The sequence below is a fragment of the Streptomyces sp. NPDC059875 genome (genome assembly GCF_042731085.1).
Taxonomy (GTDB): Bacteria; Actinomycetota; Actinomycetes; order Streptomycetales; family Streptomycetaceae; genus Streptomyces.
Genome location: NZ_JBHWJZ010000017.1, coordinates 25,219 through 44,461 on the forward strand (window position 1 = coordinate 25,219; position 19,243 = coordinate 44,461).

The 19,243-nt window shown below is 71.5% G+C and carries 18 protein-coding genes and 1 tRNA gene; 11 read left to right on the top strand and 8 right to left on the bottom strand.

The genetic code is table 11. The features are described from left to right. The first annotated feature begins 7 nt into the window (after window positions 1–7). The 3 genes from ACFV9D_RS21325 (at window position 8) to ACFV9D_RS21335 (ending at window position 3,407) form a co-directional block, all read left to right on the top strand. Window positions 8–1,099, top strand: a complete 1,092-nt coding sequence (locus ACFV9D_RS21325) for an aspartate-semialdehyde dehydrogenase (RefSeq protein WP_385148270.1) — start codon at window positions 8–10, stop codon at window positions 1,097–1,099. Between the two features lie 449 nt (window positions 1,100–1,548). After that, window positions 1,549–2,160, top strand: coding sequence for a SigE family RNA polymerase sigma factor (locus ACFV9D_RS21330; protein ID WP_385148652.1), 612 nt, complete (start codon window positions 1,549–1,551; stop codon window positions 2,158–2,160). Beyond that, the gene (locus ACFV9D_RS21335; protein ID WP_385148273.1) at window positions 2,157–3,407 is read left to right on the top strand and encodes a hypothetical protein; all 1,251 of its coding nucleotides are present in this window, start codon (window positions 2,157–2,159) and stop codon (window positions 3,405–3,407) included. Before ACFV9D_RS21330 ends, ACFV9D_RS21335 begins: the two co-directional genes overlap by 4 nt. Before the next feature lie 32 nt (window positions 3,408–3,439). On the opposite strand, the gene ACFV9D_RS21340 is transcribed toward ACFV9D_RS21335, so the two are convergent. Both ACFV9D_RS21340 and ACFV9D_RS21345 read right to left on the bottom strand, forming a co-directional pair. Continuing rightward, on the bottom strand, window positions 3,440–4,186 hold the full coding sequence (locus tag ACFV9D_RS21340; protein WP_385148276.1) for an SURF1 family protein: 747 nt from the start codon (window positions 4,184–4,186) through the stop codon (window positions 3,440–3,442). 22 nt (window positions 4,187–4,208) lie between these two features. Beyond that, window positions 4,209–6,083: a prolyl oligopeptidase family serine peptidase gene (locus tag ACFV9D_RS21345; protein WP_385148279.1), complete on the bottom strand. Its 1,875-nt coding sequence runs from the start codon at window positions 6,081–6,083 to the stop codon at window positions 4,209–4,211. Window positions 6,084–6,391: 308 nt separating this feature from the next. Here ACFV9D_RS21345 and ACFV9D_RS21350 point away from each other — a divergent pair, with 308 nt between their 5' ends. After that, on the top strand, window positions 6,392–6,610 hold the full coding sequence (locus ACFV9D_RS21350; RefSeq protein ID WP_385148282.1) for a hypothetical protein: 219 nt from the start codon (window positions 6,392–6,394) through the stop codon (window positions 6,608–6,610). Continuing rightward, window positions 6,607–7,614, top strand: coding sequence for a YdcF family protein (locus ACFV9D_RS21355; protein ID WP_385148285.1), 1,008 nt, complete (start codon window positions 6,607–6,609; stop codon window positions 7,612–7,614). Before ACFV9D_RS21350 ends, ACFV9D_RS21355 begins: the two co-directional genes overlap by 4 nt. Before the next feature lie 282 nt (window positions 7,615–7,896). On the opposite strand, the gene ACFV9D_RS21360 is transcribed toward ACFV9D_RS21355, so the two are convergent. The 3 genes from ACFV9D_RS21360 to ACFV9D_RS21370 form a co-directional block, all read right to left on the bottom strand. After that, window positions 7,897–8,988 (bottom strand): serine/threonine-protein kinase, encoded by a 1,092-nt coding sequence (locus ACFV9D_RS21360; protein ID WP_385148288.1) that lies wholly within the window; start codon window positions 8,986–8,988, stop codon window positions 7,897–7,899. 203 nt (window positions 8,989–9,191) lie between these two features. Next, window positions 9,192–9,265: transfer RNA gene (locus ACFV9D_RS21365), tRNA-Pro, on the bottom strand. 165 nt (window positions 9,266–9,430) lie between these two features. Beyond that, entirely contained in the window at window positions 9,431–10,369 is a 939-nt protein-coding gene (locus tag ACFV9D_RS21370) for a metallophosphoesterase (protein ID WP_385148291.1), read from the bottom strand. A gap of 73 nt (window positions 10,370–10,442) precedes the next feature. Between ACFV9D_RS21370 and ACFV9D_RS21375 the strand changes: the two genes are divergently transcribed. Beyond that, entirely contained in the window at window positions 10,443–10,907 is a 465-nt protein-coding gene (locus ACFV9D_RS21375) for a GatB/YqeY domain-containing protein (RefSeq protein WP_385148294.1), read from the top strand. A 72-nt stretch (window positions 10,908–10,979) separates the two neighbouring features. Here the strand turns inward: ACFV9D_RS21375 and ACFV9D_RS21380 are convergent, their stop codons facing one another. Then, complete coding sequence (locus ACFV9D_RS21380; protein WP_385148297.1) at window positions 10,980–13,217, bottom strand: transglycosylase domain-containing protein; 2,238 nt, start codon at window positions 13,215–13,217, stop codon at window positions 10,980–10,982. A gap of 537 nt (window positions 13,218–13,754) precedes the next feature. Between ACFV9D_RS21380 and ACFV9D_RS21385 the strand changes: the two genes are divergently transcribed. Then, complete coding sequence (locus ACFV9D_RS21385; RefSeq protein WP_015034550.1) at window positions 13,755–14,099, top strand: WhiB family transcriptional regulator; 345 nt, start codon at window positions 13,755–13,757, stop codon at window positions 14,097–14,099. A 108-nt stretch (window positions 14,100–14,207) separates the two neighbouring features. Here ACFV9D_RS21385 and ACFV9D_RS21390 read toward each other — a convergent pair whose 3' ends face one another. Together ACFV9D_RS21390 and ACFV9D_RS21395 are read right to left on the bottom strand one after the other, a co-directional pair. Then, complete coding sequence (locus ACFV9D_RS21390; protein ID WP_385148300.1) at window positions 14,208–15,605, bottom strand: ArsA family ATPase; 1,398 nt, start codon at window positions 15,603–15,605, stop codon at window positions 14,208–14,210. After that, window positions 15,602–16,564: an ArsA family ATPase gene (locus ACFV9D_RS21395; protein WP_385148303.1), complete on the bottom strand. Its 963-nt coding sequence runs from the start codon at window positions 16,562–16,564 to the stop codon at window positions 15,602–15,604. The genes ACFV9D_RS21390 and ACFV9D_RS21395 overlap by 4 nt, the downstream gene beginning before the upstream one ends. A 72-nt stretch (window positions 16,565–16,636) precedes the next feature. Here ACFV9D_RS21395 and ACFV9D_RS21400 point away from each other — a divergent pair, with 72 nt between their 5' ends. The 4 genes from ACFV9D_RS21400 to ACFV9D_RS21415 all read left to right on the top strand — a co-directional run bounded on the left by ACFV9D_RS21400 (window position 16,637) and on the right by ACFV9D_RS21415 (window position 19,197). Continuing rightward, entirely contained in the window at window positions 16,637–16,795 is a 159-nt protein-coding gene (locus ACFV9D_RS21400) for a DUF4177 domain-containing protein (protein WP_017947820.1), read from the top strand. Further along, window positions 16,795–17,277: a RidA family protein gene (locus ACFV9D_RS21405; protein ID WP_385148306.1), complete on the top strand. Its 483-nt coding sequence runs from the start codon at window positions 16,795–16,797 to the stop codon at window positions 17,275–17,277. The genes ACFV9D_RS21400 and ACFV9D_RS21405 overlap by 1 nt, the downstream gene beginning before the upstream one ends. A gap of 94 nt (window positions 17,278–17,371) precedes the next feature. Continuing rightward, the gene (locus ACFV9D_RS21410) at window positions 17,372–18,367 is read left to right on the top strand and encodes an NUDIX hydrolase (RefSeq protein ID WP_385148309.1); all 996 of its coding nucleotides are present in this window, start codon (window positions 17,372–17,374) and stop codon (window positions 18,365–18,367) included. After that, entirely contained in the window at window positions 18,367–19,197 is an 831-nt protein-coding gene (locus ACFV9D_RS21415) for an MBL fold metallo-hydrolase (RefSeq protein WP_385148312.1), read from the top strand. Before ACFV9D_RS21410 ends, ACFV9D_RS21415 begins: the two co-directional genes overlap by 1 nt. The last annotated feature ends 46 nt before the right edge of the window (window positions 19,198–19,243 follow it).

The window sequence follows — 19,243 nt, forward strand, 5'->3', positions numbered from 1 at the left end:
CGAACCGATGACCCGCAAACCGACGCTCGCGGTCGTGGGAGCGACCGGGGCCGTCGGCGCGGTCATGCTCCAGCTCCTGTCGCAGCACGCAGATGTCTGGGGCGAGATCCGACTCGTCGCCTCCCCGCGTTCGGCCGGCCGCAAGCTGGCCGTGCGCGGGGAGGAGGTCGAGGTCCTCGCGCTGAGCGAGGACGTTCTGGAGGGCGTCGACCTCGCCCTCTTCCTCGCGCCCGAGGACATCGCGGCGCGGTGGGCGCCGATCGCCGCCGCCAAGGGCGCGGTGGTCGTCGACACCTCCGTCGCGTTCCGGGCGGATCCGGACGTGCCGCTGGTGGTCCCGGAGATCAACCCGCACGCCGTACGGGTACGGCCGCGGGGCATCGTCGCGAGCCCGGGCTGCTCCACGCTGGCGCTGATCGTCGCCGTGGGCGCCCTGCACGCGGAGTTCGGCCTCGGTGAGCTGGTGGTGACCGCCCAGCAGGCCGCGAGCGGAGGCGGGCAGGCGGGTGTCGCCGCCCTGCGCGAGCAGCTGTCGCTGGTGGCCGGGACCGAGCTGGGCAACCATCCCGGCGACGTACGACGGGCCGTCGGCGACGACACCGGGCCCTTCCCCGGGCCGGTCGCGCTCAATGTGGTGCCCTGGTCCGGGTCCCTGGGGGCGGACGGCTGGTCCTCCGAGGAGCTGCGGATCCGCGAGGAGACGCGCAAGATCCTCGACCTTCCCGGGCTTCCGGTCGCCGCCACGTGCGTGCGCGTCCCGGTGGTGACCGCGCACTCCGTCTCCGTCCACGCGCGCTTCGAGCAGCCGGTCAGCGTCGCGCGGGCGCACGAGATCCTGGCGACCTCTCCGGGTGTGGTGCTCTACGACGATCCGGCCGCGGGCGACTTCCCCACGCCCGCCGACGTCGTGGGGACGGATCCGGTCTGGGTGGGGCGGGTGCGTCGCTCGATGGACGACGAGCGAACGCTCGAGTTCTTCGTCTGCGGCGACAACCTGCGCAAGGGCGCGGCGCTGAACGCCGTACAGATCGCGGAGTCGATCATTCGCCCGGACCGTCCGGTTGGTCCAGACCATCTGGATGATCGCGAGCGCCCCTGAGTGTCCACGAGCGTCCGGAAATCGGCGACGGCCGACCGGTCAGCTTTGTAGGATCTGTGAACGCCTTGTGAGCAAGTCGGCGTGAGATGCCCCTTGAACTGGGGTGACGCCATGTTCGACGATGCTCTTCCCTCTTGCTGCAACCGGTAGTTGGGTGGGGGGCGTCTCTGCGTGCGCCCTGGTGGCGTGTCGCGTGAGGTGCTGTGAAAACGGGGCATTGGGGATGATCGGGTACGCATGATGGCAATTGACTCATCGTCAAGAACGGTGGCGTGCTCGTACAACCCTGACGGGGGGAAGCGTGTCCAACAGGCGTGGCAGAGGTACTCGACATCGCAGCGGTCGTCCCGCTCCGTGGCGCGGCAGTCGTCCCCGTGCGGGGCGCGATCGCGATCCCCGTACGCGGCACCGCGGTGCGCCCGCTCAGGCGTCCGCGTCCGGCCGGCGGCATGCCGGTGATCACCCCCGTGCCCGCTCCCGTGTCGACTTCCGCGTCCACCAGGACCCGGACATCCGGTGTGACCGGCATCCCCGCACCGCGCGAGAGCGCTGAAGGCATCGTGGCCGCGGGCACCACCGTCGATCACCTGACCGAGACCTACCGGGCGCACTACCGCTCGCTCCTCGGCCTCGCCGCGCTGCTCCTCGACGACACGGCCTCCTGCGAGGACGTGGTCCAGGAGGCGTTCATCCGCGTCCACTCCGCCCGCAACCGCGTCCGGGACCCCGAGAAGACGCTGGCCTACCTGCGGCAGACGGTCGTCAACCTGTCCCGTTCCGCGCTGCGCCGCCGCATCCTCGGGCTCAAGCTGCTGTCCAAGCCGATGCCGGACATGGCGAGCGCGGAGGAGGGCGCCTACGACCAGCTGGAGCGGGACGCGCTCATCAAGGCGATGCGCGGGCTGCAACGGCGGCAGCGCGAGGTGCTGGTACTGCGATACTTCGCGGACATGACGGAGGCGCAGGTCGCCGAGACGCTCGGCATATCCCTGGGCTCGGTGAAGGCGTACGGCTCGCGTGGCATCGCGGCGCTGCGCGTCGCGATGGAGGCGACGGCATGAGCTCCGACGGCAAGGGCCACGATCGTGAGGGCTCCGACGCGACGAGCGGGCTGCCCGACAAGGGTCGCGACGACATGGGACACAGGATTGTGAACGGGCCGGACAACGACGGACCGCGTGACTTCGGAGCGCGTGCCGATGCGCCCGCGCCTGACAACGGGCGGGGCGGCGACGGCCGGGCCGCTGGTGGGAGCCTCGGGGGCGACGACCTCTTCTCGGGGGACGATCCCTTCGCGGGCGACGAACTGGCGCTGCGGCGACTGCTCCACGGCGCCGTGGCGGACCTCCAGCCCTCCGAGGGCGCCCTGGACCACCTGCGCCGTGCGGTGCCCGTGCGGCGCACCCGCAAGCGCCAGGCGATCGTCGGCTTCGCGGCGGCCGCGGTGCTGATCGGCACGGCCGTCCCCGCCTTCGTCCACGTCGCGAGCTCCGGCGGCATCAGCGCCGACAAAGCCGTGAACGCCGGGCACGGCGAGCAGGCCCAGGGCGGCACCGGCACCGGATCCGAGACCGGTGTCGAGGGCGGCCAGCAGGGCATGGGCACCCCGACCGGAGCCGCGAGCCCGAGCCAGGGCGCGGCCGAGGGGGCGGGCAAGCCCGCGCAGTCCGCGACCGGAGAAACGGGCGGCGAAGGCACCGGTTCGAAGCCGCCGACGGACTCCCAGCCGGACTCCTCGCCGGTGTGTGAGGCCGGACAGCTGGGCGTCAGCTCGGTACAGGCGGGCGGACCCGACGCCGAGGGCAAGGTCTACGGCACGTTCCGCATCGCCAACGTCTCCGGCAAGGACTGCGTGGTGAGCGGTGGCGGCAGCGTCGGCTTCCAGGCCCAGGGAGCGGCCGACAGCTCCAAGATCACGGTCGTGGCGCACACGCCCGGCGACGCGGCGAGCGGCCTTCCCGACCCCTCGCAGGAGTCGCCCACGCTGGTCCTGAAGCCGGACAACGCCTACGAGGTGAAGTTCGCCTGGGTCCCCACGGAGACCTGCCCGACCACGCCCCCCTCGCCGGACCCGAGCACCTCGACGGACGGCGCCGGCGGTACGTCGGCGGGGGCCACGGGGTCGACCGGCGACGGCACCACCACCGCGGAGGGCGCGACTCCGCAGCTCGGCACCGACGGGACGCCGGCGGACGGCAGCGTCGCGGTCAGCCACACCGCGGAGCCGGGCGCCCCGCAGGCGGCGACGACCATCCCGAACGCCTGCGCGGGCACGATCTACCGCACCGGCGTGCTCGACGCGTCCTAGGGCCTGCCCGACCCTGATCCGCCGGACGGGCCCTAGGACGTGAGGCCCAGCGCCTCGTCCTGCCGGGCCTCCACCTCGCGGCGCAGGAGGCGGAACCACATGAAGACCACGAAGCCGGCGAAGACGAACCACTCCGCCGTGTAGCCGAGGTTCTGGAACGCCTTCAGGTCCAGCGACGTGCCCGCCGCGGCCGCCGCCGGGACCGGTGTCAGTCCGGCGGGGGAGTCCACGACCGTGACCCACGCGTCGTAGACCTCGTCGGACACCAGGTTGATCAGGGAGCCCGCGCTGATCATGCCGAGCTGGCCCTCCGGGAGCCCGCCCGCCGCGTGGACGCCCTTCGTCCCCGCGTTCTCGGACGCCTGGAGGGCGCCCACCACGGTGACCTCGCCGGACGGCGGGGCCGGCGCCTGCGCGCCGGCCGGCAGCCAGCCCCGTACCACCGGCAGCGACTTGCCGCCGTCCGTCTTCAGCATCGTCAGCACATAGCTGCCGCGGCGGCCGTCCAGCTCACGGTCCGGCACCAGGAACTGCTCCCCGTACCGGCCGCTCGCCTCCGCGTGCCGACCCGAGGTCTCCTTGTCCACCGGCAGCAGCTCGTCCAGCGGCTCGGTCCTCAGGGTGCCCGGGTCCGGGGCCCGCTCCGCCTCCCGATGGGAGTCGACGCGGTCCTCGAACTTGCCCATCTGCCAGGTCCCCATGAACAGACAGAACGGGATCGCCAGCAGGACGAAGACGTTGATCCCCCACCAGCGGGGCGTTTTCAGGAACCGGTACACCCCTCCACGGTACGCAGCCGCCTCACCCCCCGACCGGCCGGGTCCCCAGGTGACGCGCGGCGAAGGCGAGCTCCAGGCGGACCTGCTTGATCCGCTCCTCCACCACCAGGGAGCCGTGCCCCGCGTCGTACCGGTACACCTCGTGCACCGCGCCCCGGGCCGCCAGCCGGTCCACGTAGTTGTCGATCTGCCGGATCGGGCAGCGCGGGTCGTTCACGCCCGCCGAGATGTAGACCGGAGCCGTGACCTCGTCCACGTACGTCAGCGGGGACGAGACCTCGAACCGGTCCGGCACCTCCTCGGGCGAGCCGCCGAACAGCGTCCGGTCCAGCGCCTTCAGGGCCTCCATCTCGTCCTCGTACGCCGTCACATAGTCCGCGACCGGGACGGCGGCGAGCCCCACCGACCAGGCGCCCGGCTGTGTGCCGAGCCCGAGCAGCGTCAGATACCCGCCCCACGAGCCGCCGGACAGGACCAGCTTCGCCGGGTCGGCGAGACCCGAGGCGACCGCCCACTCACGGACCGCGGCGACGTCCTCCAGCTCGATCAGGCCGACCCGGTGCTTGAGCGCGTCCGTCCACTCCCGGCCGTAGCCCGTCGAGCCCCGGTAGTTGACCCGGACCACCGCGTAGCCGTGGTCGAGCCAGGCCGCCGGGCCCGAGGCGAAGGCGTCGCTGTCGTGCCAGGCCGGGCCGCCGTGCACCTCGAAGATCGTCGGGAACGGTCCCTCGCCCTCGGCGGGGCGCTGCACGAGGGCGTGGATCCGGCCGCCGGGCCCCTCCACCCACACGTCCTCCACCGGCACCGAGCCGGGCGCCTTCGCGCCCGGAGGGTCGAGCACGACCGCGCCGCCCGTCGAGCGCACCACCGGCGGCTGCGCGGCCGAGGACCACAGATACTCCACGCTGCCGTCCGGGCGGGTCGTGGCCTCCGACACCGAACCGGCCGGGGTCTCCACCCGCACCAGCGCGCCGGTCGCGATGTCGTACCGCCACAGCTCGCTGCGCGCCTCGAAGCTGTGCACGATCAGCAGGCCGGTGCCGTCCGCGTACCACTCCGCCGACACATCGCCCGGCAGGTCCAGCCGGAGGTCGGTCTCCTTGCCCGTCGCCACGTCCCACAGCAGCGGCTCCCAGCGGCCCCGCCGCTGGTGGCCGACGAGCAGCCGGGTGTCGCCGTCCACCGGTGCGAAGCCCAGCACCGCCAGGCCCAGCTCCTCCGTACCGCCCTTGGAATCGTCCAGCTCGGCCACCACCGAGGAGTCCTTGGCGCGCAGCACCCGCAGCGCCGAGTGCATGGCGTCGCCGTGCTCGGTGTGCTCGATCGCGATCAGGGAGCCGTCGTGGGACAGATCGCCCACCCCGGCCGACTCCCGGTGCCGGTAGACCTCCACCGGCTCCGCACCGGAGCGTACGAGATGGACCGTCGACCCCTCCTCGTCCGTCGAGCGGCCGACGACCACCGTGCCGTCACGGCCGATCGCAAGCCCCGCCGGGTACGAGGGCGCGAGCCCGGGCACCGCGGGCTCGTCCGCGCCGCCGCCGAAGGGCTGGCGCATCCACACCCCGAACTCGTCCCCGTCCTTGTCCGAGAACCACCAGATCCACTGCCCGTCCGGGGACAGCGTGCCGTCCGTCGTCCCGTTCGGCCGGTCCGTGACCTGCCGCTGCGCGCCGGTCGCCCGGTCCCAGGCGTACAGCTCGTACGTCCCCGTCGCGTTGGACACGAACAGCGAACGGTCCGGTGCCTCCTCGGCCCACTCGGGCAGGGACACGCGCGGCGCCCGGAACCGCTGCTCCCAGGCCGGGATCTCCGGCGACGGGCCGCCCGTGCCGCTCGGGCCGGACGAACCGGTCGGGCTGTCTGTGATCTCGTTGGTCTCAGTCATGGCCCCCATGATGCTCCGATCCGCCGACAATCCGTTCGCATCGTCCTCAACCTGTGGATAACCTCCCGGGCCGGCCGCGCATCCCGCTGATGCACGCGCTCAAGGCGTCCCGCGGACGTTCGGCCGTACGTGGTGGATGCGGCGGCCGTCGGAGCCCAGGACCTGCGCGCCCAGCTTGCGGACGCGCAGGGACAGGGCCGTCCCCGTGACGCGCAGCGCCGGCCGGCCGCCCGGTCCAGGGCTGGGAAGGCGATCTGGCCCGCGCGGCGCGGCATGCCACGCGCGCCCTGCGCACCCACCTCCGGCTCGGCTGCGTCGTGGGCGCGTCCTGCGCCGCCGAACTCCTCGCCCAGCTACGGATCCTGAACGGTCGGCCCCTGGCCGCGGCCCATCTGCTCGGGGCCGTCGACCTGTTGCGGGCCTCCGCCTTCGACGAGTCGTACCGCACAGCGCAGTTCTGCGCCCCGGGCCGGCAGCGCAGCGACCGGGCGCTGCGCGGGGCGCTGTCGGTGGGTCTGTCTACGATGACCAAATGATCGCTTTCGGCGTGGCCGCCGTCTTTCTGACGTTCTTCGGTGCCGGCGTGCTGCGCGATCGCCGGCGCTTCGGCAACGCCGTGTACCTGGGGCTCGCCGTCACCTTCCTCGGCCTCGGGCTGCTCGCGGAGATCGACGAGGCGCCGCCGGGTGTGGCCGAGTCGGTGATGATCGTCGGGCTGCTCGTGCTCGGCCTCGGCCCGGTCGTCCTGGCGGGCCTGCTCTGCGCGAACGGCGTGAAGATGGTCCGCAAGGAGGGCAGACGCCCCGCCAATCTGCTCTCGCTCCTCGCCGGGCTCGGCATGTTCGGTGTGATGGCTCTGATGGTGGCGGCGGTGGTCACCCACTCGTGGACCCTGGGCCTGATCGTCGGCACGACGCTGCTGGTCCTCGGCTATGTCTCCTTCCTCTTCCTCTGCTTCATCGGGTACGCGTTCCTCTACGGGCGGATGCGGCTGCGCCGTGACGCGGACTTCGTGGTCGTCCTCGGCTCGGGGCTCATCGGCGGGCGGCGCGTGCCGCCGCTGCTCGCGAGCAGGCTGGAGCGCGGGCGTGAGGTGTACGAGTCGCTCGCCGCGCGTGGCGAGCGGCCGCCGGTCCTGATCACGTCCGGGGGCCAGGGCCCGGACGAGGAGCTGCCCGAGTCGCACGCGATGGCGCAGTACCTCGTGGAGCGCGGTTTCCCGGAGGACCGGATCGTGCGCGAGGACCGCTCGCGGACGACCGAGGAGAACATGCTGTTCAGCAGGGAGCTGATGGAGGAGGCCGCCCCGGGCGCGGAGTGCGTGATCGTGACCAACAACTTCCACGCCTTCCGGGCGGCGTTGACGGCCCGTCGGGTGGGGGTGAACGGCCAGGTGGTCGGCTCTCCGACCGCGGCCTACTTCTGGCCGAGCGCGACCATCCGCGAGTTCGTCGCGGTCTTCCTCCAGTACAAGGTGGTCAACCTCGGGATCTGTCTGACGCTGATCCTGTTGGGGGTGCTTGCCTGGCTGGTCCGTTGATCGTCTTCGACAGACGGTTGCGGACGACGGCGGTGCCGATGGCGCCGGCGAGCGCGGCGGCGCCGAGGCCGAGAGCGAGGGCGGACGGGCCGGAGTCGGAGACGACGTCGGCGGGAACGGTGGCCGCCGCTTCGGCGGCTGTCTGAAGGGGGTGCATGTCCCCAGGGGAACGGACCGGGGCGCGCCGGGCCACCTGGCGGGCCCCGTTCGGGGCCGCGGGCAGTGAGCCGGGGGCTCAGGCGGTACGGCGGGCGAGGTCGCGGAGCCGGGCCTCGCTGAGGCCTAGGACAGCCAGGCCATGCCGATGAGCAGAAAGACCACGAAGGCTATGCCGCCGGCCACGGCGGCGGTCTTCCTGGGACGGCGCCGGGAGAGGGCGGCGAGACCGCCTTCGCTCCGGCGCGCGGCCTGGGACCGGGCCTGGGACCGGGTCTGAGGCCGGGGCTGAGACCGGGGCGCCGCGCGGGGTACCGGCCGGGGCTGCGGACGCGGCGACGGCGGCGTGTGGCGGGCCTGCGCGTGATGGTGCGGGTGCGGGTGCGGCTGCGGCTGCGGCTGGGGGTGACCCCGCCAGGCACCCGAGGCGAACCAGTCCGCGATCGCCTGGGCGGGCGGTCTCTGCTCCGGCTCCTTGGCCAGCAGCGTCAGGAGGTACGCCTCGAACGCGGCCGGCAGCCCCACCCCGAGCTGCCGGGGCGGAGCGGGCGGCGTATCGATGTGCTGGTACAGCAGGGCGGTCGCCGTGTCGCCCTGGAACGGAGGCCGCCCGGTGAGGAGTTGGTAGAGCACGCAGCCGAGCGAGTACACGTCCGAGGCCGGCGACGCGGGCCGGCCGAGAGCCCGCTCGGGGGCGAGGTAGAGGCCGGTGCCGACGATCTGCCCCGTGGTGGTGAGCCCGGCGGACGGATCGTCGACGAAGCGGGCGATGCCGAAGTCCGCGAGCTTCACCGTCCCGTCCCCGTCGACCAGCAGGTTCCCGGGCTTGATGTCCCGGTGCACGACCCCCTCCCGGTGCGCGGCGGCCAGCCCGGCGGCGGCATGGGCGGCGACGACGGCCACCCGCTCCGCGGGCAGCACGCGCGGTGCCCGGGTGTCCCCGGCGAGGCTCTCCCCGTCCACCAACTCCATGACGAGGTACAGCTTTCCGTCCCACGTACCGAAGTCGAAGACCCCCACGACGTGCGGATGACTCAGCCGCGCCGCCGTCTGCGCCTCCAGCCGGAACCGATCGGCCGCCGAGGGATCGGTCCCGTGCCCGAGCATCAGCTTCACGGCCACGGACCGCCCGAGCACCTCGTCGGTGGCCTGCCACACCTCGCCCATACCGCCACGCCCGACACACGAGTGGAGCCGATATCGGTCCGCGACCAGCACCTGAGACCCAGCCTTTCGACGGTCGACAACCTGACGGGAAGCACGCGTCGCCGTACTCCGCCGTCCGGCACCGATGCCGTATCAGGGTAGAGCCGCTTGATCGACTTCCCGCACACACCCCGGCTGCCCAGCGGATCCCCGGAAACCACTCAGGGGCCCGACCCGCTCTCGCGGATCAGGCCCCTGACCTGGTGTTTCAGCTGTCGGGGTGGCGGGATTTGAACCCACGACCTCTTCGTCCCGAACGAAGCGCGCTGCCAAGCTGCGCTACACCCCGATGTCGCTGCTCTGTGCTTCACGTCGCGGCGACATCGATTACTTTAGCCCACCCGCGCCCGGAGACGAAATCCGGTTTTCGCGGCCCCGCGCCGCAGGTCGGATGCGGTCCAGGACCACGATCGCCGGACCGAGGGCATGCGCCCACCCCGAAGGGCCGAATGCCTCAGTCGCGCGCGGTCAGCGTCAGCAGCGTGGCCTCCGGCGGGCAGGCGAACCGTACCGGGGTGAACCGGTTCGTGCCGCAGCCCGCCGAGACGTGCAGGAAGGAGGTCCGGCCCTCCACGGTGTGCGTGGAGAGGCCCTTCACCCGGTCCGTGTCCAGGTCGCAGTTGGTCACCAGCGCGCCGTAGAAGGGGACGCACAGCTGACCGCCGTGCGTGTGGCCCGCCAGGATGAGCCCGTAGCCGTCCGCCGTGAAGGCGTCGAGCGTCCGCAGATACGGGGCGTGCACCACGGCCATCGAGAAGTCCGCCGACAGGTCCGGGCCACCCGCCACCCGCTCGTACCGGTCCCGCTTGATGTGCGGGTCGTCCAGGCCGGTGAAGGCCAGCTCCAGGCCGGGCAGCTTCAGCCGGCCACGGGTGTTGGTCAGGTTCAGCCAGCCCGCCTCGTCGAAGGCGTCCCGCATCCCCTCCCACGGGTTGTGCACCGCGCCCACCACCGGCGGGTTGCCGTTGAGGCCGTGGCGGCCATGGGCCTTCTCCTTCAGATAACGGGCGGGGTTGCGCAGCCGCGGCCCGTAGTAGTCGTTGGAGCCGAAGACGTACACGCCGGGGAACTCCATCAGCGGGCCGAGCGCGTCCAGGACCTCCGGGACCGCGTCCGTGTCCGAGAGGTTGTCGCCGGTGTTGACGACGAAGTCAGGGCGCAGCCCCGCCAGCGACTGCAGCCACGCCCGCTTCTTGCGCTGGCCGCACACCATGTGGATGTCGGAGACCTGAAGGACCCGCAGATCCTGCATCCCGCGCGGGAGTACGGGAATGGTCACCCGGCGCAGCCGGAACGAGCGGGCCTCGAAGCCCGCCGCGTAGACCAGCCCGGCCGCCGCCGTCGCCGTAAGACCTGCCGTGATCTTCAGGGGGATCCCGTACCGTGCGCGCATCCCCCCATCGTCGCAGACCCGATGGAGGGAAATGCGCGGGCGGGTAGGGCGGGGCACCTGACACACTTGGGGCATGACCACGCTCAAGGCCAAGCTTCAGGACGACCTCAACGCCGCCATCAGGGAGCGCGACGAGCTGCGCTCCTCGACGCTGCGGCTCACCCTCACCGCGATCACCAAGGAGGAGGTCTCGGGCACGACCAAGCGCGAGCTCTCCGACGACGAGGTGCAGAAGGTGATCGCCAAGGAGGCGAAGAAGCGCCGCGAGGCCGCGGAGGCCTTCGCCCAGGGAGGTCGCGCCGAGTCGGCCGAGCGGGAGAAGGCCGAGGGCGTGCTCCTCGACGCGTACCTGCCGAAGCAGCTCGGCGACGACGAGCTGGAGCAGATCGTCGCGGCCGCCGTCGCCGAGGCCAAGGGCGCCGGCGCCGAGGGCCCGCGCGCCATGGGCGCCGTCATGAAGATCGTGAACCCCAAGGTCGCGGGCCAGGCGGAGGGCGGGCGCGTGGCGGCCGTCGTGAAGAAGCTGCTCGCGGGCTGAGTTCCCGTACGGACGACTGAGGGCGCCTCCCGCCGTACGGGAGGCGCCCTCAGTCATGTCGTCACCGCGGTGCTAGCGGCCGTTGCCGCCGCCGTTCCCTCCGCGGCCCTGACCGCCGCCGATCAGGTCCGGCGGGATCGTGATCCCGCCGGGGAAGGGGCTGTCGCCCTCGTCCCCGTCGCCCGGCTTGTTGCCGTCGCGGGGCTTGCCCTTGTCCTTCTCCTTGTCCTCCGGCTTCTCGCCGCGCGGTACGGAGATGGGGGCGAAGGACGGCGTCTCGGATGCGTTCAGCGCCCCGGTCATCGCGATCTTCCAGATCGGGCCCGGGAGGCAGCCACCGCAGACCTTGTCGTAGTACTGGCCGCCGATGGTGATGTCGTACATCGACTGCTTCTCGCCGACGTCGTCACCGACCCACACCGCCGTGGAGAGGTTCGGGGTGTACCCGACGAACCAGGCGTCCTTGCGGTCGTTCGTCGTACCCGTCTTGCCGGCGTTGTCGCGATCGCTCAGACCCGCCTTCGTACCGGTGCCGTCCTCGACGACGCCCTTCAGCATCTGGTTGATGGTGTCCGCCGTGCGCTCGGTCATCGCACGCGAGCACTCCGTCTGGGGCACGTTCAGGCGCTCACCGTTCGCCGTCTTGATCGACTCGATGGCGATCGGGGTGCAGTACGTGCCGCGGTTGGCGAAGGTCGCGTACACCGCCGCCATGTCGAGCGGGGTGGCCTCGATCGAGCCGAGCGTGATCGACGGGCTCTCCTTGACCTTCCTGCCCAGCTCCCGCTCGTACCCGACCTTCTTCGCCATCTGCACCGTCTCGCACAGACCGGCCATCTGCTCCAGCTTGGCAAAGTAGGTGTTGATGGACTTGCCGAGCGCGCTCGTCATGTCCCAGGTGCCGGTCTCGGACTTGAGCTCGTTGCCGACCTTCCAGTCGGCGTACCCCGCCGGCTTGCCGTCGCAGCGCGTGTACGAGTTCTCCGGCACCGTGATCTCGTACCCGGAGGAGAAGCTCTGCGCCGGGCTCAGCCCCTTCTCCAGGGCCGCCGCGGCCGTGATCGGCTTGAACGTCGAACCGACCTGGAAGCCGTAGGTCGTGCCGCCCATCTTGCTGCCGACGGCCAGGTTGAGCGTGGTCTGGTGCTGCTTCTGGTCCAGGCCGTACGGGCGGGACTGGCCCATCGAGAGGATCTTGCCGCTGCCCGGCTGGACCTGGACCACCGAGGCGGCGACCTTGTCGTCCTCGCTGATCTTCGCGACGGCCGCCTCGTTGGCGGCCTCCTGGGCGCGCGGGTCGAGCGTGGTCCGGATGGTGAGGCCGCCCAGGTTCCACAGCTTCTGCCGCTCCTCGACCGTCTTGCCGAAGACCGGGTCGGTGAGGATCGTCTTGCGGACGTAGTCGCAGAAGAAGCCGGCGCCGTCGACGGCGGTGATGCAGCCGTTCTTCGGGGTCTTCACCCTCAGCTTGATCGGGGCCGCCTTCGCCCGGTCCGCCTCCGCCTGGCTGATGTCCTTCACGTCGGCCATGCGCTGGAGGACCACGTTGCGGCGCTTGGTGGCTTCCTCGATGTCGTTGACCGGGTCGTAGCGGCTCGGCGACTGGACGAGGCCGGCCATCATGGCGGCCTCCTCCAGCTTCAGGTCGGCGGCGCGCTTGGAGAAGTAGCGCTGGGACGCCGCCTCGATGCCGTAGGCCTGCTGGCCGAAGAACGTGATGTTCAGGTAGTTCTCGAGGATCTTCTTCTTCCCCAGCTCCTCCTCGACCTGGATCGCGTACTTCAGTTCGCGCACCTTGCGGCCGATGGTCTGCTGGGTGGCCTGGGCGACCTTCTCGGGGTCGTCACCGGCCTCCTCGACGAAGACGTTCTTCACGTACTGCTGCGTGAGCGTCGACGCGCCCTGGGCCACGCCGCCCGACTGGGCGTTGCGGTTGATCGCGCGGAGCACGCCCTTGAGGTCGATCGCCCCGTGCTCGTAGAAGCGGGAGTCCTCGATCGCGACGATCGCCTTCTGCATGTACGGGGAGATCTTCTCCAGCGGCACGACCTTCCGGTCGCGCGAGTACACGGTGGCGAGGTGGCCGCCCTCGGAGTCGAGGATGGTGGTCCGCTGACTCAGCGGCGGAGTCTTCAGGTTGGACGGGATTTCGTCGAATCCCTCGACCGTCCCCTTGGCGGCCAGCCCCAGTGCTCCGGCCGCGGGCAGGGCGATGCCCGCCAGCACGGCTCCGGAGAGCACACTGACACCGAGGAACTTGGCGGCCTGCTGGGTCCCGGTCAGACCTCCGCCCGAGCGCTTCTTTGCCATGGGGGGCAGCCTAATCCGTAGTGATGAGCGTTCCGTAGGAGCGGGGGCTTCTCGGAGCGTTCGCGTACCAGACCGTGACATCCGATGGAGCGCCTCGCTCGCCGCCAGGGGCCGACCGATCGGTGAGGCGGCTACGTTCTGATTCGCCGGACAGGCGTATATGCCTTGGCCTAAGCTGCTCTCAACTGTCACAGCAGTGTGGTTCTGCATCAAGGCCAGGCGTGACGTCGGCATGAATTCCCTTGACCCCGAAGCCTGGGAAGCCATGCCCGATTCCGCCCCATGCGTCACTCGACGCCCCAAGTGACTCCGTCACAGTCGGGCGAACTGTACCGGTTCGCCGGATTCGACACGCATGTCCACCGGTCACTCCCCTGGGTGATCTGCCGCGTACGCATAGTCCGTTCGGGCCATTCAAGATTGGGCCCGAAGGGGGTGTTGCGCTGTGCCCACCTTCCGTAACGTCACCAACTGGCAGCGGTGAATATGCCGCTACCGCCGTGGGGGAGCCTCGATTCGGGAGAGGACGGCGCCGGTATGGGCTGGGTAGCTGACTGGAGTGCGCAGGCGGCCTGCCGCACTACCGATCCGGATGAACTTTTCGTACAGGGAGCGGCACAGAACAGGGCGAAGGCGGTGTGCACCGGGTGTCCGGTGCGGACCGAGTGCCTGGCCGACGCCCTGGACAACCGCGTGGAGTTCGGTGTGTGGGGCGGTATGACGGAGCGCGAGCGCCGTGCCCTGCTGCGTCGGCGGCCGACCGTCACCTCGTGGCGGCGACTGCTCGAGACCGCGCGCACGGAGTACGAGCGGGGAGCGGGCCTGCTGCCCGTGGCGATCGAGGACGACGCGACGTACGAGGCGTACGCGGCAGTGGGGTAGCCCCGCCGGCGTTCGAGACACACGTACGTGGCAGTGGGGCCGGTCCCTGCTCGCGTTCGAGACAGACGTACCCGGCAGTGGTCAGCCCACCGCCGGCGTTCGTGCAGCTCAGGCCGACGGCATCCGTCCGGCCGTGAGCCGGTCACCGATGGCCCGCAGTCCTGCGAGATCGTGTACGTCGCCGGGCAGGGCCGCCACCTCGGCCACAGCCACCTCGGGGTGGAGCGCCGTGAAGCGGTCACGCGTGTGCTGTTCGCGCGCGAGCACCTGCATCCGCTCGGCATGGAGACGGAGCAGTCCTGCGGTCAGCTGCTGAATGTCCTGCGGGTCGGTGTCGGCTGTGGGGGCAGCCTCGTCGTGCGACGGTCGTGCGGAGTCCTGCGAAGAACGTGCGGCGGCGGTGGCGGTGTCTGACGGCTCGGGGGGCGTGGCCAGGGAGCCACGAACACCAGTCTTCCCGCCCCCCTGATCCACAATGCGCCCCTCGTCAAGATTTTCCGCGGCGGCCCGCGCCCGCTCGGCCGACAGCCGGGCGGCGCCGCTGCCATGGACCCGGTTGAGGACGAGGCCGGCCAGCGGCATCTCCTCGGCGGCCAGCCGCTCCACGAAGTACGCGGCCTCGCGCAGCGCGTCCCGCTCCGGCGTGGCCACCACGAGGAACGCCGTGCCCGGGGCCTGGAGCAGCTTGTACGTCGCGTCCGCCCGGGTCCGGAAGCCGCCGAACATCGTGTCCATCGCGGCCACGAAGGTCTGTACGTCCTTCAGGAACTGACCCCCCAGCAGCTTCCCCAGGGTTCCCGTCATCATCGACATGCCGACGTTGAGGAACTTCATCCCCGCCCGGCCGCCCATCTTCGCCGGGGCCATCAGCAGCTTGATGAACTTCCCGTCCAGGAAGGACCCGAGCCGCTTCGGCGCGTCCAGGAAGTCGAGCGCCGAACGGGACGGGGGAGTGTCGACGACGATCAGGTCCCACTCGTCGCGCGCCCGCAGCTGCCCGAGCTTCTCCATCGCCATGTACTCCTGCGTACCGGCGAAACCGGCCGACAGGGACTGGTAGAACGGGTTCTCCAGGATCGCCCGCGCCCGCTCGGCGTCCGCGTGCGCCTCGACGATCTCGTCGAAGGTCCGCTTCATGTCGAGCATCATGGCGTGCAGCTCGCCACCGCCCGCCCGTCGCCCACCACCACCCTTGCTCGAATCGCTGCGCGATGCCTCTTCTGAATTCCAGCCCTTGATCCCGTCGACCTTGCGCGGGATGTTGTCCAGCGAGTCGATCCCCATCGACTGCGCGAGCCGCCGCGCCGGGTCGATCGTCAGGACGACGACCTTCCTGCCCCGCTCCGCCGCCCGTACGCCCAGCGCCGCCGCCGTCGTCGTCTTGCCGACGCCACCCGCGCCGCAGCAGACGATGATCCGGGTGCCCCGGTCGTCGATGAGCGGGTCCAGGTGCAGGACGGGTACGGAGTCCAGACCGTTCGCCGAGGCGTTCACCGAACCCGTCACGCGCCCACCCCTTGCTTCCGCAGGTCCTTCGCCAGCCGGTACAGGCCCGCGATGTCCGCCCCGTCCCCGAGGAACGGGAGTTCGTACGTCGGTACGGCGAGCCCCGCGAGCACCGCCCGCTGCTCGCGCTCCAGCTCCACCCGCTGCGCGTGCTCGGCCGCCTGCTCAAGGAGCGGCTCGACCAGCTTCGTGCCGCCGGCGATCCCAGCGGACGCCAGCGTCCGGGCGACCGCGTCCCGGTGGTCGCCGGAGGCGGCCCGTACCGCCGCCTCGTCGAGGACGTGCGGACGGACCATGTTCACGATGACCTCGCCCACCGGAAGTTCGGCAGCGCGCAGCTCGGCGATGCCGTCCGCGGTCTCCTGGACCGGCATCTCCTCCAGCAGGGTGACCAGGTGCACCGCCGTCTCCGGCGACTTGAGCACCCGCATCACGGCCTGTGCCTGATTGTGTATCGGGCCGATCCGGGCCAGCCCCGCCACCTCGTCGTTGACGTTGAGGAAGCGGGTGATGCGGCCGGTCGGGGGCGCGTCCATGACCACGTGGTCGTAGGTGTAGCCGCCGTGCTTCTCGCGCCGGCGGACCGCCTCGCACGCCTTGCCGGTCAGCAGGACGTCCCGTACGCCCGGAGCTATGGTCGTCGCGAAGTCGATCGCGCCGAGCTTCTTCAGGGCCCGGCCGGCGCTGCCCAGCTTGTAGAACATCTGGAGGTAGTCGAGGAGCGCGCGCTCGGCGTCGATGGCCAGCGCGAACACCTCCCCGCCGCCCGGCGCGACGGCGATCTTGCGCTCCTCGTACGGAAGGGCCTCCGTCTCGAAGAGTTGTGCGATGCCCTGTCTGCCTTCGACCTCGACGAGGAGGGTCCGCTTGCCCTCCGTCGCGAGGGCGAGCGCGAGGGCGGCGGCGACCGTCGTCTTACCGGTACCGCCCTTGCCGCTGACGACCTGGAGCCTGCTCACGCCTTCGAGCCTAACCACTGGTGCGCCGGGCTAAGCAGGAGGCTGCCTGTGGCAGCGGATACAGTCGGCTCCATGACCAAGTGGGAATACGCGACCGTGCCCCTTCTCGTGCACGCGACGAAGCAGATTCTGGACACCTGGGGCGAGGACGGGTGGGAGCTCGTCCAGGTCGTTCCCGGCCCGAACAACCCCGAGCAGCTCGTGGCCTACCTGAAGCGGGAGAAGTCCTGATGAGCGGCGCCGCGAACGGGACCGTCGAGGCGAAGCTCGCCGAGCTGGGCCTGACCCTGCCGGAGGTCGTGCCGCCGCTGGCCGCCTACCAGCCGGCCGTGCAGTCCGGCGTCTACGTCTACACCTCGGGCCAGCTCCCGATCGTGGCGGGCAAGCTCCAGCTGACCGGCAAGGTCGGCGGCGAGGTCACCGCCGAGGAGGCCAAGGAGCTCGCGGCCACCTGCGCGCTGAACGCGCTCGCGGCCGTGAAGTCGGTCGCCGGTGACCTGGACCGGATCAAGCGGGTCGTGAAGGTCGTCGGCTTCGTCGCCTCGGCCTCCGACTTCACCGGGCAGCCGGGCGTCATCAACGGCGCCAGTGAGCTGCTGGGCGCGGTCCTCGGCGACAAGGGCGTGCACGCGCGCAGCGCGGTGGGTGTCGCGGTGCTTCCGCTGGACGCCCCGGTCGAGGTCGAGGTCCAGGTGGAGCTCGTCCAGGACTGACGCCTCTGCGTTCGTACGTTCGTCAAGAGCCGGTTCTCCCGCCCAGGGGGAATCGGCTCTCGTGCATACGAGTAGTTGCGCATACCATCCGGCCATGTCGAATGGTCAGTGGTACCCACCGGAATGGCCCGACCGCATCCGCGCCCTGGCCGCGGGCGAGCTCGCCCCCGCGACACCCAAGCGGGCGGCCACCGTCCTGCTGCTGCGCGACGCCGCCGAGGGGCCGAGCGTCCACATGCTGCGCCGTCGCGCCTCCATGGCCTTCGCGGGCGGGGCGTACGCGTATCCCGGCGGCGGCGTCGATCCGCGCGACGTGCACCCCGTGCGCTGGGCCGGGCCTTCCCTGGAGAGCTGGGCGGAGCGCCTCGGCGTCACGGGTACGGAGGAGGCGCAGGCGATCGTCTGCGCGGCCGTGCGCGAGACGTACGAGGAGGCGGGCGTGCTGCTCGCCGGGGAGACCGCCGACTCCGTGGTGGGCGACACCACGGGCGACGACTGGGAGAAGGACCGTGAGGCGCTGGTCGCCCGCGAGCTGTCCTTCGCCGACTTCATCGATCGGCGCGGGCTGGTGCTGCGCTCCGACCTGCTCGGTGCGTGGGCGCGGTGGATCACGCCGGAGTTCGAGCCCCGGCGGTACGACACCTGGTTCTTCGTGGCCGCCCTTCCCGCCGGCCAGCGCACCCGTAACGCCTCGACCGAGGCGGACCGCACGGTCTGGATCCGCCCGGCGGAGGCGGCGGCCGGTTACGACCGGGGCGAGTTGACGATGATGCCGCCGACGATCTCGACCCTGCGGGGCCTCGAACGCTTCGGCACGGCCGCCGAGGCGCTGGCCGCGGCCGGGGACCAGGACCTGACTCCCGTACTCGCGCAGGCGCGGCTGGACGGGGACGAGCTGATCCTGAGCTGGCCGGGCCACGACGAGTTCACCAAGCACATCCCGACGGGCGGGCGGTCGGGCGCGACCGGGACCGAGACCCCTGAGGCGGGGCCGGGACGGGTCCAGGGAGCAGATCCGGGTACAGGCCCGGGTGCAGACCCGGGTGTCGGCCCGGCGGCCGGCCCCGTTCCGCATGACGGAGGTGCGTGATGAGCGACGCAGCCGCGCTGCCCGGGCAGCCCCGGGGCGGGGTGCTCTCGGGCCCCGCGACCGCCCGCGCCGTCAACGTCCTCGCGCCGAATCCGTCCGCGATGACCCTCGACGGCACCAACACCTGGATCGTCTCCGAGCCGGACTCCGACCTCGCCGTCGTCATCGACCCGGGCCCCCTCGACGACGGCCACCTGACGCACGTCGTCGAGACCGCGGCGAAGCTCGGCAAGCGGGTCGCACTCACCCTGCTGACGCACGGCCACCCCGACCACGCCGAGGGCGCGGGCCGGTTCGCCGAGCTGACGGGGACGCACGTACGGGCCCTGGACCCGGCACTGCGGCTCGGCGACGAGGGACTCACCGCCGGAGACGTCATCACCGTCGGCGGTCTGGAGCTGCGGGTGGTGCCGACGCCCGGCCACACCTCGGACTCGCTCTCCTTCCATCTCCCCGCCGACCGGGCCGTCCTGACGGGCGACACGATCCTCGGACGGGGCACGACGATCGTCGCCCACCCCGACGGGCGGCTCGGCGACTATCTGGACTCGCTGCGCCGGCTGCGCTCGCTCACGGTCGACGACGGGGTCCACACGGTGCTGCCGGGCCACGGGCCGGTCCTGGAGGACGCGCAGGGCGCGGTGGAGTTCTACCTCGCGCACCGCGCGCACCGGCTCGCCCAGGTGGAGACGGCCGTCGAGAGCGGCCACCGGACCGCCGCGGAGGTCGTCGCCCATGTGTACGCGGACGTGGACCGCTCGCTCTGGCCGGCCGCCGAGCTGTCCGTACGGGCGCAGTTGGAGTACCTGCGGGAGCACGGACTGATCTGACCCCGGCCGCCCGGCTGTTCGGCTCCGGCCGTTCGGCTCAGTCCGC

Bases quoted from the DNA above. Each gene is read 5' to 3' on its own strand.
- ACFV9D_RS21325 (WP_385148270.1), top strand. From the start codon at position 8: ATGACCCGCAAACCGACGCTCGCGGTCGTGGGAGCGACCGGGGCCGTC.
- ACFV9D_RS21330 (WP_385148652.1), top strand. From the start codon at position 1,549: ATGCCGGTGATCACCCCCGTGCCCGCTCCCGTGTCGACTTCCGCGTCC.
- ACFV9D_RS21335 (WP_385148273.1), top strand. From the start codon at position 2,157: ATGAGCTCCGACGGCAAGGGCCACGATCGTGAGGGCTCCGACGCGACG.
- ACFV9D_RS21345 (WP_385148279.1), bottom strand. From the start codon at position 6,083: ATGGGGGCCATGACTGAGACCAACGAGATCACAGACAGCCCGACCGGT.
- ACFV9D_RS21355 (WP_385148285.1), top strand. From the start codon at position 6,607: ATGATCGCTTTCGGCGTGGCCGCCGTCTTTCTGACGTTCTTCGGTGCC.
- ACFV9D_RS21370 (WP_385148291.1), bottom strand. From the start codon at position 10,369: ATGCGCGCACGGTACGGGATCCCCCTGAAGATCACGGCAGGTCTTACG.
- ACFV9D_RS21375 (WP_385148294.1), top strand. From the start codon at position 10,443: ATGACCACGCTCAAGGCCAAGCTTCAGGACGACCTCAACGCCGCCATC.
- ACFV9D_RS21380 (WP_385148297.1), bottom strand. From the start codon at position 13,217: ATGGCAAAGAAGCGCTCGGGCGGAGGTCTGACCGGGACCCAGCAGGCC.
- ACFV9D_RS21385 (WP_015034550.1), top strand. From the start codon at position 13,755: ATGGGCTGGGTAGCTGACTGGAGTGCGCAGGCGGCCTGCCGCACTACC.
- ACFV9D_RS21400 (WP_017947820.1), top strand. From the start codon at position 16,637: ATGACCAAGTGGGAATACGCGACCGTGCCCCTTCTCGTGCACGCGACG.
- ACFV9D_RS21405 (WP_385148306.1), top strand. From the start codon at position 16,795: ATGAGCGGCGCCGCGAACGGGACCGTCGAGGCGAAGCTCGCCGAGCTG.
- ACFV9D_RS21410 (WP_385148309.1), top strand. From the start codon at position 17,372: ATGTCGAATGGTCAGTGGTACCCACCGGAATGGCCCGACCGCATCCGC.
- ACFV9D_RS21415 (WP_385148312.1), top strand. From the start codon at position 18,367: ATGAGCGACGCAGCCGCGCTGCCCGGGCAGCCCCGGGGCGGGGTGCTC.